The sequence below is a fragment of the Catenulispora rubra genome (genome assembly GCF_015356825.1).
GTDB classification, from domain to species: domain Bacteria; phylum Actinomycetota; class Actinomycetes; order Streptomycetales; family Catenulisporaceae; genus Catenulispora; species Catenulispora rubra.
Genome location: NZ_JAACYW010000071.1, coordinates 1 through 12,737 on the forward strand (window position 1 = coordinate 1; position 12,737 = coordinate 12,737).

General features: G+C 69.4%; 9 protein-coding genes. 5 read left to right on the forward strand and 4 right to left on the reverse strand.

The annotated features are described in order from the left end of the window. The coding region (locus GWK61_RS56650; RefSeq protein ID WP_228562674.1) for a right-handed parallel beta-helix repeat-containing protein at positions 1 to 3,195 on the reverse strand (3,195 nt) is incomplete at its 3' end. 197 nt (positions 3,196 to 3,392) lie between these two features. Between GWK61_RS56650 and GWK61_RS20970 the strand changes: the two genes are divergently transcribed. Further along, positions 3,393 to 5,150: an alpha-galactosidase D gene (locus tag GWK61_RS20970; protein ID WP_194910570.1), complete on the forward strand. Its 1,758-nt coding sequence runs from the start codon at positions 3,393 to 3,395 to the stop codon at positions 5,148 to 5,150. A gap of 40 nt (positions 5,151 to 5,190) precedes the next feature. On the opposite strand, the gene GWK61_RS20975 is transcribed toward GWK61_RS20970, so the two are convergent. After that, positions 5,191 to 6,228: an alpha/beta fold hydrolase gene (locus GWK61_RS20975; RefSeq protein WP_194910573.1), complete on the reverse strand. Its 1,038-nt coding sequence runs from the start codon at positions 6,226 to 6,228 to the stop codon at positions 5,191 to 5,193. A 96-nt stretch (positions 6,229 to 6,324) separates the two neighbouring features. After that, positions 6,325 to 6,774: a MarR family winged helix-turn-helix transcriptional regulator gene (locus GWK61_RS20980; protein WP_194910574.1), complete on the reverse strand. Its 450-nt coding sequence runs from the start codon at positions 6,772 to 6,774 to the stop codon at positions 6,325 to 6,327. A gap of 126 nt (positions 6,775 to 6,900) precedes the next feature. On the opposite strand from GWK61_RS20980, the gene GWK61_RS20985 reads away from it, so the two are divergent. The 4 genes from GWK61_RS20985 (at position 6,901) to GWK61_RS21000 (ending at position 9,852) form a co-directional block, all read left to right on the forward strand. Further along, positions 6,901 to 7,230: a DMT family transporter gene (locus tag GWK61_RS20985; protein WP_194910576.1), complete on the forward strand. Its 330-nt coding sequence runs from the start codon at positions 6,901 to 6,903 to the stop codon at positions 7,228 to 7,230. 73 nt (positions 7,231 to 7,303) lie between these two features. Further along, positions 7,304 to 7,615, forward strand: coding sequence for a DMT family transporter (locus GWK61_RS20990; RefSeq protein ID WP_194910577.1), 312 nt, complete (start codon positions 7,304 to 7,306; stop codon positions 7,613 to 7,615). A gap of 32 nt (positions 7,616 to 7,647) precedes the next feature. Further along, the gene (locus GWK61_RS20995; RefSeq protein WP_194910579.1) at positions 7,648 to 8,229 is read left to right on the forward strand and encodes a TetR/AcrR family transcriptional regulator; all 582 of its coding nucleotides are present in this window, start codon (positions 7,648 to 7,650) and stop codon (positions 8,227 to 8,229) included. Between the two features lie 105 nt (positions 8,230 to 8,334). Continuing rightward, a complete protein-coding gene (locus tag GWK61_RS21000) occupies positions 8,335 to 9,852 on the forward strand; it encodes an alpha/beta fold hydrolase (protein WP_194910581.1) in 1,518 nt (505 codons plus the stop codon). 36 nt (positions 9,853 to 9,888) lie between these two features. Here GWK61_RS21000 and GWK61_RS21005 read toward each other — a convergent pair whose 3' ends face one another. After that, a complete protein-coding gene (locus GWK61_RS21005; protein WP_194910583.1) occupies positions 9,889 to 12,525 on the reverse strand; it encodes an AfsR/SARP family transcriptional regulator in 2,637 nt (878 codons plus the stop codon). Positions 12,526 to 12,737 lie beyond the last annotated feature (212 nt).

Sequence of the window (12,737 nt, forward strand, 5' to 3'; positions counted from 1 at the left end):
CACCGAAGTCGTATGCAGCGCCCCAACCCCCGCAAGCCTCCAAAGCAGCGCCCCGTAGTACACCCCCTGCACGCCAGTCGGCGTCAGGCCGTTGAAGACGATCGGCGAGTAGTTCAGCGTGAACTGCGACGACGTCCCACCGTGGAAGTTCACCCCATCCCCGCCCTCGGCGGCGAGCCCCTCCATGAAGTCCAGCGACCACAGCGCCGCCGCCTCGACATCGCTCACCCCCGCGGCGCCGCCGTGGAAGTACGAGTTCGCCTCCGTCATGCGCCAGCGGGGGATGCCGTTCGCGGACTTGGCGCTGGCGATGGCCGCCGCGTCGGTCGCGAAGCTGCTCGGGTTGGAGGCGAGCATCCCGGCGATCGACGCCGTCGTGTTGCTCCCGATGTACATGTGCATCGACAGCATCGCCAGCCCGTTGTTCTTCTCGTCGGCCGCGAATTGCGCGTCCCACGAACCATGCCGATACGTGCCCGGCCCGTCGAACACGGCCTGCGGGACCTTGGCCCGGATCGCCGCGACATAAGTATTGAACGACGCCTCGTACGCGGCCTCGGTGTCGTAGACGTTCGGCTCATTCCCGATCTCGAACGCCACAAGGCTGCTCCCCAACGCATGCGCCGCGAACGCTGCCTCCGATGCCGCATTACCCGGCGTGTTCGTCTTGAGGTTGATCCCGTAGATCACCCGCCACCCGGCCGCCTTGGCGAACGCCGCCAACTTCGTGACGTCACCCGGCGCGATCTCCGACGCCGACCCGCCAGCCCCGGCCACGTTCCAGTTCACGATGTCCACCAAGTTCCCGCCGATCCGGAGGTAGCCGGGCCCCAGCAGCCGGAACAGATTGACGAGATTGGTGTTGTGCGCGTCGAACATCCCGGCGCCGACCCGGTCCTTCTCAAAGCTGAACCCTGCGAAGCCCGCCCCGACAGACCCGGCGGACGCCGGATTCACCGCCACGGTCACCGGCACCGACGCCAGCCCCGACACAGACACCGACCGCGACCCCGACCCCGACACAGACCCTGGCCCCGACACATCGCCGCCAGCGACAACCTCCGCACCAACCGGCGCCGATCCCAACGCCCGCCCGCCGACAACGGCAACAGCCTTCGCACCCACCGGCGGCAAAGGCGCCTGCGTCCACCCGAGCACGCCCTGATAAGCCGACTCAATCCCCGCATTCGCCGTAATCGAAGCAGGAACCTGCGACGCCCCACTGATCGTGGTGTTGTGCGCCACCGTCACACCACCGCCACTGGTGTATCCGGCAGGATTCTGGAAGTAGTTCCCCTCGACATCCGTCGGGTCATACGTCGTGCTCGCGCCCGGCGCGTAGTCGGAATGCCGAGAAGCCCAAGCCTGAGCGCTCGGATTGTTGTAGACCGCATTCCCCGTGATCGTCTCGAACGTGCACCCGTTGTCGGTGTAGATGACGTGCCCGCTACCGGTCTGGTCGTGGATCAGGTTGCCGGTGACGTGTTCCCCGGTGGCCAGCGAACTCCCGGTGATGCCCTGCGTGTAGATCGCGCCACCGTCGTTCAGCAGGCTCATGTGGTCGAAAATCAGGTTGTTGGAGATGGCGTTGCCCTGCGAGAAGTTGGCCTGCGGCGCCTCCTTCTCCTTGTCCGGCCACCCACCCCACCCCTGCGAGATCGCGGTATACGGCGTGTGGTCGATCTGGTTGTGGCTGACCGTGTCGTGGGCCGTGTACCCCGAATCGATCCCCACACCGCCACGGAACTCGACGGGGACATCGAAGACGTGGTTGTCCGTCACCGAATTACCAGAGGTCTGCGACGCCCCGGTAGCCGTCGGCATATCCACATTGCCGAGCTGAATCCCGTTCCCGGAAACGTCCGTGACCACATCGCCCTTGACCACGTCGTTCTGCGAACCGTCGCCGAGCGCCAGCCCAGCCGCTCCCAAATGCACGAAGGCATCCCCGGTGAACTGAACGTTCTGGTCGTACGTCAACGAGACGTTCCCCGGAATCTGAGTCCAAGCCCCATAAGGACACGCCCCAAGCTTGTAACTCGACGGCGGAACGTGACACAACCCCTGCGCCGTCGCCCCGTTCGCACCGGTCACCTGGTAGTTCGCCTGGATCTCGGAGAACCCGTCGCTGGTCCCCTGCGTGTGGAACTGCGGCCCCAGCCACGTGGCGTAGGAGAACTGGATCCCGGAGAACACCACGTTGTGCAGCGGCGCCGAAGCCGTGCCGCCACCGGCGACCAGCTGCTGCAACACAGGCGCCTCGACGTCAGCGGTACCCATCGTCTCGCCGGAGCGCGGAACGTAATACAGCTTGCTGTCACCCTGGTCGAGGAACCACTGCCCCGGCGTCTTCGCGCCGAGGAACTGGAAGGCGTTCTCCACACTCGTCGGCTGCTCGGTGATGGAGCTGCGGCCGACCAAGTTGTACGCCCGCCCGTCCGGGAACGACCCCGCACGCGCCGTCGAGTTCGTCCAACACGGCTGCGCCATGACGACCGCCGCGCCGCTGAACGACGCCACCGGACACCGCGGCTCGGTCCACGCCCCGAGCCCGCCCCGGTACACGAACTCCAGCTGCGGCTTGGCCCCGCTCGGATTCCGCCACGCGGCCATCGCCGAACCGCCGCCGCTGTACCCGGTGGAGTCCTGCCCGCTCAGCGCGTTGGGCAGCGCCCCGGTCGCCCGCGTCGCGCGGACGCCGTCGACGTAGAGCTGCCGCGTCTGGAGTCCGGCCGGCGCCTGCGCCACCCAGATCGGGCTCCCGGCGCTCATCGGCTGCCAGCCGGTGATCTGCGACGACCCGGCCAGCACCGGGCGTGCGCCGGTGTCCGCGGTCCAGACCACGTTGTGGCCGTTGGTGCCGGAGTCGGCGGCGGTGAGCGTCAGCGGGTCGGCCATGCGGTAGAAGCCGTCTTCGAGGACGACCTTCACGTCGCCGGTCATGTTCTGGTTCAGCGCGCGGACCAGGGTCTGCGCCCGGCCGATCGTCTGGACCGGCGCGGCGGCGGTCCCGGGGTTGCCGTCGCTGCCGGTCGGCGAGACGTACACCTGGCCGGTGACCGCCGCGGGGGTGCCGGCTCGGCTGACCGCGGTCAGACCCGCGGCACCCAACAGTGAGATCGTCGCCACCGCGGTGACGATCGATCGGATCCAGTTCAGTGGTCTGGCACCGGATGGCACGGAGCGCTTCGTCATGCGGCGGAGTCAAGCAAACATCCGAGGTTTCGGCAACGACCGTCGAGGATGACTTGAGTTCAACAGGGTCTTCTGTGAATCCATCATCGAACCTTGAGATCATTCATCCGACCCTTTACGCGGCGCCGGAATCGCAGTAGCTTGCGCTGCGAAACCGAGTAAACCAACTTTACTACTTTACCGAGCAGGAGCCCACGATGAGGCGAGCCCCGCGAGGGATCAGAACCGGGATCAAGGCCTGGACCGCGGCCGTCGGCCTGGCGGTGGTGGCGGCCGTGCTCCCCCCGCTCAGCACCGCCGCCCCGGCGCACGCCGAGAACAACGGCGTCGGCCTCACCCCGGCGCTCGGCTGGTCCAGCTGGAGCTCCGTCCGCAAGGACCCGACCGCCGCGAAGATCGACGCCCAGGCCGACGCCATGAAGTCCTCCGGACTGGCCGCGGCCGGCTTCCAGTACGTCAACGTCGACGACTTCTGGTACCAGTGCCCCGGAAGTCAGGGCCCGAACGTCGACGCCAACGGCCGCTGGGTCACCGACGCCACGAAGTTCCCGCCGTCCGGCACCGCCAACGGCATCAAGGCGGTCGCCGACCACGTCCACGCCGACGGCCTGCAGTTCGGCCTCTACGTCACGCCCGGCGTCTCCAAGCAGGCCGTCGCGCAGAACAGCGCGATCCTCGGCACGTCGTACCACGTGCAGGACATCGCCACCACGACCGCGGAGAAGAACTACAACTGCAAGGGCATGGTCGGCATCGACTACAGCAAGCCCGGGGCGCAGCCGTTCATCGACTCCTGGGCCGACGAGTTCGCGGCCTGGGGCGTGGACTACGTGAAGATCGACGGCGTCGGCACCCCCGACGTCCCCGACGTCCAGGCCTGGTCCAAGGCCCTCGTGCAGACCGGGCGCCCGATCCACCTGGAGCTGTCCAACAACCTGGCGATCGGCAGCGCCGCGACCTGGCAGCAGTACTCCAACGGCTGGCGCACCGGCGGCGACATCGAGTGCTACGGCGGCTGCACCACGGCCGGGACCCTCACCGACTGGTCCCACCTGCAGACCCGGTTCGGGCAGGTCGCCTCCTGGCAGCCGGACGGCGGGCCCGGCGCGTTCAACGACTACGACTCCCTGGAAGTCGGCAACGGCTCTGCCACCGGCCTCACCGACGCCGAGCAGCAGTCGCAGATGAGCCTGTGGGCGCTGGCCGCGAGCCCGCTGATCCTGGGCACCGATCTGACGAATCTCAACGCCGCCGAGCTCGGCTACCTGAAGAACGGTCGCGTCCTGGCTGTCGACCAGGACGCGATCGATGCCTCGCGCATCGTGAACAACGGCAACCAGCAGGTGTACAGCAAGAAGGAGAAGGACGGCGGGGTCGTCATCGGCCTGTTCAACTACAGCGACACAGGGTCGACCACGGTGAGCGTGCCACTGTCGGCGGCCGGCATCTCCGGCAGCGCCACCGCGACCGACCTGTGGAGCGGGGCCTCGCTGGGCACCGTCAGCGGCACCTACAGCGTCACGCTCGGCCCCGGCGCGGTGAAGCTGATCAAGGCGGTGCCCGCGGGCAGCGGCGGGAGCGTCACGATCGAGGCCGAGGCGTCGGGCAACACGATCGCCGGGGCCTCGCGGGTCGCCACGTGCGCGGCGTGCTCCGGCGGCCACAAGGTCGGATTCATCGGCAACGGCGCCGCGAACTACGTGACGGTCAACGGCATCACCGAGCCGTCGGCCGGCAGCCACACGCTCACGCTCGCCTATCTGGTCAGCGGCACCCGCAGCTTCTCGATCAGCGTCAACGGCGGGCCGGACATCGTGGAGAGCCTGAGCGGCACCAGCTTCGCCACTCCGACCACCGCGAGCGTGACGGTGCAGCTCAACGCCGGAACCAACACCATCAAGTTCCACAACGACACGGCCTACGCGCCGGACCTCGACGCGATCACAGTGAGCTGATCGCACGATGACTCCGCACCCGGCTGCTGATCGTGGGGATTCAGCAGTTGGGTGCGGCTCGTTCCACCAGGGCTTCGACCGACGCCGCCACCTGGGCCGGATGCGAGATCAGGGACAGGTGGTGGGCTCCTTGGATGACGGTGGGCGCCGGTGCCCCGATGTTCGCGGCGATGCTTTCGGGCGCGTCGGCCGCGAACACAGAGTCCTGGGCGCCGAAGGTGACCGCCTTGGGCAGGCACAGCTGCGTCAGTTGGGACAGGCGCGAGGCGGGGAGTCCCGGTCCGCCGACGGTGTCGAGGGTGTCCCAGAGTCCTTGTTCGGCGCCGGCCACCTGGTACGGCCTGCGGAACCGCTCCACGCCGGCGGCGTCGAGGCGCGGGCACGACGGTCCGCACTCCGAGGCGTAGATCGTGCGGATGGCCCAGTCGGAGCGCAGCACCAGGTGCAGGACGGAGGTGCGCAGCGGGCCCAGGAGCCAGGTGACGCCGGGGCTCGGGATGGGGAGGCCGTCGCCGTCGAGGAACATCAGGCCGCTGTAGGTGTGAGGCGATTCCAGCACCGCTTCGGCGGCGACGGCCGCTCCGCTGGAGTGCGAGACCAGGACCGGGCGGTCGATGTGCAGGGCGGCGACCAGGCCGGTGAGTTGGGCGGCCATGTACTGCGGGGTGTAGGGCGAGACGCGCTGGCTGTAGCCGGAGCCGGTGAGGTCCAGGGCGTAGACGCGGTGGTCCTGCGCCAGCAGCGTGGCCAGGTTCTGCCAGGAGTCGGAGTCCTCGAAGGCGCCGTGAACCAGGACGATCGGCGAGCCGCCGGTGCCCCAGGTCTCGTAGCGGGTGTGGATGCCGTCGGCGGTGACGTAGGACAGGCCCGGGGGCGGTGCGACGGTGCCTGCGGTGTAGGCGTTGTAGGGCACGGAGAGCATGGTCAGTGTCACGAACACGACGGCGACGGTCTTGGCCGCGCGCCGGAGGACCCGGCGGTGCCAGGGTCGGCGGGGCAGGTGCACCGCGCCGGGATGCTCCTCTTCGAGGTCTTCAGCACCGTCCACGCCTTCAAGACCCAGTTCATCCGTCGCCATAGTGAAATCGTCGCTTTCGGTGAACTGCTTCGTCATCGGCTCGAAGTCGGACTTCGCGGGTACGTCGAGGAGCGTACGCCGCAGTAATGCGCGGTATTACGCGGCGCTCCGGGCGGCCGCGACGATCGCCGCGTGGCCCGGATCGGTGGCGGCGAGTTCGTCGAGGGCGGCGCTGAGGGTGGCGTCGTAGGTGGTGCGGGCCTCGCGGTAGCGGGCGCGGCCGGCGTCGGTGAGGACGGTGTAGGCGCCGCGCTTGTCGTCCGGGCACAGGTCGCGGTAGGTGAACTCGGCGGCGTTGAGGCGGCCGACCAGGCGGGTGACCGAGCTCTGGTTCAGGCCGAGGCGGTCGGCCAGTTCGGTCATGCGCAGCTCGCTTCGCTCCGCCTCGTCGAGGAAGCCCAGGGCGCGGTATTCGGACAGGCCCAGGCCGTGGCGGCGTTGCAGGACGGCGGCCAGCCTGCCCTCGACGTGCGCGTGCAGGATCAGCAGACGGTTCCACGTGGGGGCGTCTGAGCTGGGCTTCGCGGCTTCCGCCTGCGTTGGCATCGGTTCACTCCTCGGGCCGGGCGGCGATACTGGCCGGCTGCTTGACACCACTTTAGTTGTACGTGCATGCTTTTTGTCACCAAGAACTTGCACGTACATGCAACAATACGGAGGGGATTCATTCCGATGGCCTGGGCCTATTTGCTGGTCGCGTCTGTCTTCGAGGTCGTGTTCGCGCTGGCGACCGACGCCACGCACGGGTTCACCGTGCTCGGCCCGTCCCTGCTGACGATCGCCGCGGCCGGGGGCGGGATCTACTTCCTGAGCCTGGCACTGAAGACCCTGGACGTCGGGGTCGGCTACACGGTGTGGACCGGGATCGGGTCGGTGGGGACGGTCGTGTTCGGGACCGCGCTGTTCCACGAGGCCGTGACGCCGGCGAAGGTGGTGGCGTTCGTGTTGATCATCGGCGGGGTGCTGGGGTTGAAGATCGCCGACAAGCTGGCCGCGGCCTGAGCCGGCGTGTCCGTCCATATTCCGACCGCGTTCTGTCTGTATTCCGACCACAACCCGTTGAAGGATCTTCGTCATGGCCTGGACCTACCTGCTCATCGCCTCGGTCTTCGAGGTCGCGTTCGCGTTGGGAACCAACGCCACGCACGGATTCACCCGCCTGTGGCCGTCGGTGTTCACGCTGCTGGCCGCCGCCGGCGGCATCTTCACGCTGAGCCTGGCGCTGCGCACGCTGGACGTGAGCGTCGGCTACACCATCTGGACCGGCACCGGGTCGATCGGGACCGTGGTGCTGGGATCGGTGATCTACAAAGAGAAGATCACCGTGCCGAAGATGGTCGCGTTCGCCGCGATCATCGCCGGGGCGCTGGTGCTGCGGCTGGCTTGACTTTCGGAATGAGTGAGTGAACACTCACACCCATGGAAAATGACGTCCCTCAGTCCCGCCGACGGTTGTCAACCGCGGAGGTCCGCCGGGAAGAGGTCCTGCGGGCAGCCATCCCGGTCTTCGCTGAGCGCGGCTACTACGGGACGCCGACCTCGGAGGTCGCCAAGCGTGCCGGGATCTCGACGTCGTACGTCTTCCGGTTGTTCCCGACCAAGGAGGACCTGTTCGTCGCGGTCCTGGACCACGGTGTCGAGCAGATCCTGGCCCGGTTCCGGCGCGCTGTCGCCGAGACGTCGGGTGGGGTCGACGAGCTGTTCCAGGCGTTGGGCATGGCCTATGCCGACCTCATGCGCGATCGCGATCTGTTGATGGTGCAGCTACACGGGCAGAGCGCGTGCGACGTGCCGGCCGTCAAGGAGGCGCTGCAACGGGGCGCGGACCGCGAGATCGAGTTCGTGCGCTCGGTCACCGGCGGGACGCCGGATCAGGTGCAGCAGTTCATGGCGATCGGCGCGCTGAGCCACCAGATTCTGGCCCTGGACGCCCAACTGCTGGACGCCGCGTGGGCCAAGACCCTGGTCGGCTCGCTTTTCTTCTACTCCCCAGAGGAGTGACCACCTGGACAGGAGCGTTTCGCGCCGGGCCGCCAGCCCGGCCTTCTTTTGCGGTCAAGATTGACTGACCAGTCACACATTCTGTAACGACAGAGAGAAAGAACGATGAGACTCTTCCCCCGCGTCACCGACATCCGCAGGCCGCGTAGGTACTTCGCGTTGGCAGTCGCCGCGACGGCGGTGGCGGCCGTCGCCATCCCGACCGCGGCCGCCGCTAACTCCCCCGCCTCCGCCTCGTCAGCTTCGGCGGAGCGGTCGAACCCGGCGGCCGGCATCGCATGGCAGCCATGCACCGATCCGGACTTCGCGGGCATGGACTGCGGAACCATGAAGGCTCCCGTCGACTACGCCCACCCCGGCGGGCCGCAGGTCTCGCTGTCGATGGTGCGTCACCGCGCGTCGGACGGCGCGCACCGCATCGGCGCGCTGGTCCTCAACGACGGCGCCGGCGGATCCAGCATCGAGCAGTTCCGCTTCGCGCTGCGCTTCGGGCTCGCACAGACGCCGATGGGCCAGCGGTTCGACGTCATCGCCATGGATCCGCGCGGCGTCGGACACAGCCAGGCCATCCACTGCACGCGGCCCGCCAAGGCCCCGGGGATCACCGACCTGCCCAGCAACCAGGCGCAGTTCGACGCGTTGGTCGCCAACAACCAGGCCTTCGCCGCCGACTGCCTGAAGAACAACGGTCCGCTGCTGACGCACATAGACATGGCCAGCACCGCGCGCGACTTCGAGCGGCTGCGCGTCGGCCTTCACGAGACGCAGCTCAACTGGTACGGCATCCAATACAGCGATCTGCTCGGCCGCACCTACGCCCAGATGTTCCCGGGCCGCCTGCGCACGATGCTGCTGGACACCGCCCTCGACGACGCCCTGCCGCCGACCGAGCGCGTGGCCACCGAGATGGCCACCGCGGAGCAGGCCTTCGACCGCTTCGCCGGCTGGTGTCACGACACTGACAGCTGCGCATTGCACGGTCAGGACGTCGCCGCCGTCTACGACCAGCTTGTCGCCAAGGCCGACCGCACCCCGATCGCCGTCAAGGGCACCGGCCAGACCCTGACCGGGCAGGACATCCAGGCCGCTACGCAGGACTTCCTGGTCATCAAGTCGGTGACCTGGTCCACTCTCGGCACCGCCATCCAGCAGGCGCTGGCCGGTGACGCCACCGCGTTCACGCACGACGTCGACAAGACCCTCGACCACACGCAGCTGCAAGTCGCCGCCTGCCTGGACCAGCCGCCGGCGGCGACCACGTACGCCGGGCTCGCGCAGTTGGAGATGCTGGCCCGTCAGACTTCGCCGCATCTCGGCGGCCTGGTGCAGTCGTGGACCAACATGACCGGCTGCCTGGGCTGGCCTGTCGCCGCGCACAGCACGGCGCCAGCGAGCCCGGTCAAGCATGCGCCGCCGGCGTTGATCCTGCAGTCGACGCACCAGACGCTGTCCGCGTACTCCTGGGCCTTCGGGCTGGCGGCCCAGCTGCCCGGGTCCAGCGTGCTGTCGATCAACGGCGACGACTACAGCACGTACATCACCAGCCCCTGCGCGGCGAGCAACGCCAACAGCTACCTCATCGATCGGACGCTGCCGGCCGCCGGGACGCTGTGCGCGTACTGATCACACGTGCTGACCACACGTACTGATCACGCCAGGTCACACCAGCCCGAAGTGGGGACCGAGCACGCGCGCCAGTTCTTCGGCCCGTTCGCGCCAGCCGAGTGCCAGTGCCAGGCGGCGGACCGCGACGAGGTTGCCGAGTTCGGTCTCCAGGAGGCGTTCGGCGTGCTGGGGGTTCTTGGCCCGCTTCGTATACGGGTCCTGCGACGGCGCGGGGGCTGGGGCTGGGGCCTGGGTTTGGCCGGTGTCGAGGGTCGCGCACCATTGGGTCGCGGTGCGCAGGTAGTAGTCGATGAGGCGCTCGGAGGCCTGCAGGGTCTCGTCCGGTTCGCCGTCGGCGCTTTGGAGTTCGGCGGCGACGTCGTGGACGAGGTCGTGGAGGTGGTAGCGGCCGGGGGCGCGCTCCTGCAGGAGGTTGGCCTCGAAGAGGCATTCCAGGGCTGATTCGGCGTCGGGCAGGGGCGCGCCGGTGAGGGCGGCGGCGGAGTGGGCGTCGAAGTCGGGGCCCGGGTGCAGGCTCAGAAGCCGGAACAGGCGCTTGGGCAGCGGCTGGAGCTGGTGATAGGACCAGGCCAGGATGGCGGTGACGTCGCGGTCGCCGGCGACCAGGAAGCGGGTGCGGTGCCCGGCCAGCTGCTCGGCGACGCGCTCCACCGGCCAGGTGGCGCGGTCCCGGAGGCGGGCGGCGGCGACCTGGATCGCCAGCGGGAGGCGGCCGCAGAGTTCCACGGCCGAGGCCACCGCCTCCGGCTCGGCGCGGGCGCGGTCGGTGCCGATGATGCGGCTGAACAGCGCGATGGCCGAGCCGGGGTTCATCACCTGCAGCGGGATCGGCACGGCGCCCTCCAGCGAGGGCATCCGGCGGCGGCTGGTGATCAGGACGAAGGTCTCGCCGGAGCCGGGAAGCAGGGGCCTGATCTGCGCGGCGTCGCGCGCGTTGTCCAGGAGCACCAGGGCACGCCGGCCGGACAGCCGGGCCCGCCACAGCGCGCTGCGCTCGTCCAGCCCCTCGGGCAGCGTCTCCGGAGCGAGGCCGCTGGCGCGCAGCAGCGCTTCGAGCGCCTGCGCCGGCTCGACCGGTTCAGTGACGGCGCAGAAGCCTGACAGGTCGACGAAGTAGTGGCCGTCGGGGAAGAGCGGCGCCAGGCGGTGCGCGACGTGCACAGCGAGCGTCGACTTGCCGACGCCGCCCATGCCGTCGATGACGGCGACCTGCGGCGCGGGGCCACCCGCGCGGGCCTGCGCAACCAGGTCCTGAATCTGGCGCTCGCGGCCGATGAACTCGGCGAGGTCGCGGGGCAGGAAGGAGCGGTCGACGCGGGGCGCCGGGACGGGAGTGGTAGTCGGGGGAACCGGGAGCGGTAATGCTTCGACGGCGCGGACCAGCGGATCGTGGGCGGGCCAGGTCGGGTCGGCGAGGGCCACCGGGGAGGGGGTCGGTGAGCGGCGCTGCTCGGGGCCGGACCAGCGTCGGAGGTCGGGCGCAGGGAGCAAAGCAGCACCATTGGGCTGCTGCTCGGAACCTGGCCATGGTGCTGGGCCAGGCGCGATGCCGGCTGGCTGCGGCGAGGATGCCGCGGCGGGCGCGGCATTGTGAGGCTGCTGCGCGGAACCGGGCCACAGTCCCGAGTCGGGCGCGATGCCAGCTGGCTGCGGCGAAGATGCTGCTGCTGCGGGGGCGGGTACCGGTTGGGCGTTGCGAGGCTGCTGCCCGGAACCGGGCCGCGGTCCCGGGTCAGGCTCGATGCCGGTTGGCTGCGGCAAGTGCGCGGGCAGCGGTCGTTGGTCGGGCGCGATACCGAGTGGCTGCGGCTCGGGCGTGCTTTGAGGTTTCTGGCCTGGTGCAGGCTGCTGCAACGTTTCAGGCGCAAGCCGTGTCTGCCCGACCGCCACCAGCTCGCGCGACTCCCCGTCAGCCGCCGCCTCCCCCGGCGCCGCATCACCCCGCAGCACCCCCTCGTGCGCGCGGCGCAGCTGCGGTCCCGGGTCCAGGCCGAGCTCGTCGGCCAGCATCCGGCGGCCTTGTTCGTACACGGTCAGTGCGTCGGCCTGGCGGCCGGAGGCGTGCAGGGCGCGCATCAGTAGTGCCCGGAGGGATTCGCGGAAGGGGTGTTCGTCGACCAGGGCGGTCAGCTCGCCCAGGGTGGCGGCCGCTTCGCCGAGGCGGAGGCGGATGGCGGTCGCGGCCTCGACCGCGTCGAGGCGTTGTTCGTCCAGGACCGCCGCGGCGTTGGCCAGGCGGGAGTCGCGCAGGCCGGTCAGGGCCGGGCCGCGCCACAGTGTCAGGCCTTTGTTCAGGGTGCTGAGTGCCTGTTCGTCGTGGCCTTCGGCCAGGGCCTGGCGGGCTTCGGCGGTGGCGGCCTGGAAGCGGTAGGCGTCCACCGCCGACTGCGGGACCGCCAGGCGGTAGCCCGCGCCCTCGGTGGCGACCAGGCCGCCGCCCAGGGCCCGGCGGAGGGTGCCGACAACGTTGTGGACCTGCTGGCGCGCCGATTCCGGCGGGTCGTCCCACAGCACGTCCACGATCCGTTCGTACGGCACCACCGCGTCGGCGTTCACGCTCAGCAGCGCCGCGAGGCGGCAGACGCGGGTGCCGCGCAGCGTCGACTCGCGGCCGCCCAGGTGGATGCGTAGCGGGCCGAGGATCCAGATGTCGAGATCGGGCGCGCCCACGATTCCCCCTCAACTCGATAGACATGCCCGGTCTTCGGCGGGTCTACCACGGCCTACCCCCGAACACCGGCTCTCGATCATCCAGGGTAGCCGAGGAGTAGCGCTGAGGCAGCGGGCGTTTCGCCCAGCGGCGCGCGGCGGTCTCGGGACGGTAGCGGCGCGGTCGCCGGACGGTAGCGGACGTCGAGACGATCTATCCGAAGCGAATCAGT

What these genes read in the sequence shown, in the direction of transcription:
- GWK61_RS20970 (WP_194910570.1), top strand. Translation starts at nt 3,393, where the DNA reads ATGAGGCGAGCCCCGCGAGGGATCAGAACCGGGATCAAGGCCTGGACC.
- GWK61_RS20975 (WP_194910573.1), bottom strand. Translation starts at nt 6,228, where the DNA reads ATGGCGACGGATGAACTGGGTCTTGAAGGCGTGGACGGTGCTGAAGAC.
- GWK61_RS20980 (WP_194910574.1), bottom strand. Translation starts at nt 6,774, where the DNA reads ATGCCAACGCAGGCGGAAGCCGCGAAGCCCAGCTCAGACGCCCCCACG.
- GWK61_RS20985 (WP_194910576.1), top strand. Translation starts at nt 6,901, where the DNA reads ATGGCCTGGGCCTATTTGCTGGTCGCGTCTGTCTTCGAGGTCGTGTTC.
- GWK61_RS20990 (WP_194910577.1), top strand. Translation starts at nt 7,304, where the DNA reads ATGGCCTGGACCTACCTGCTCATCGCCTCGGTCTTCGAGGTCGCGTTC.
- GWK61_RS20995 (WP_194910579.1), top strand. Translation starts at nt 7,648, where the DNA reads ATGGAAAATGACGTCCCTCAGTCCCGCCGACGGTTGTCAACCGCGGAG.
- GWK61_RS21000 (WP_194910581.1), top strand. Translation starts at nt 8,335, where the DNA reads ATGAGACTCTTCCCCCGCGTCACCGACATCCGCAGGCCGCGTAGGTAC.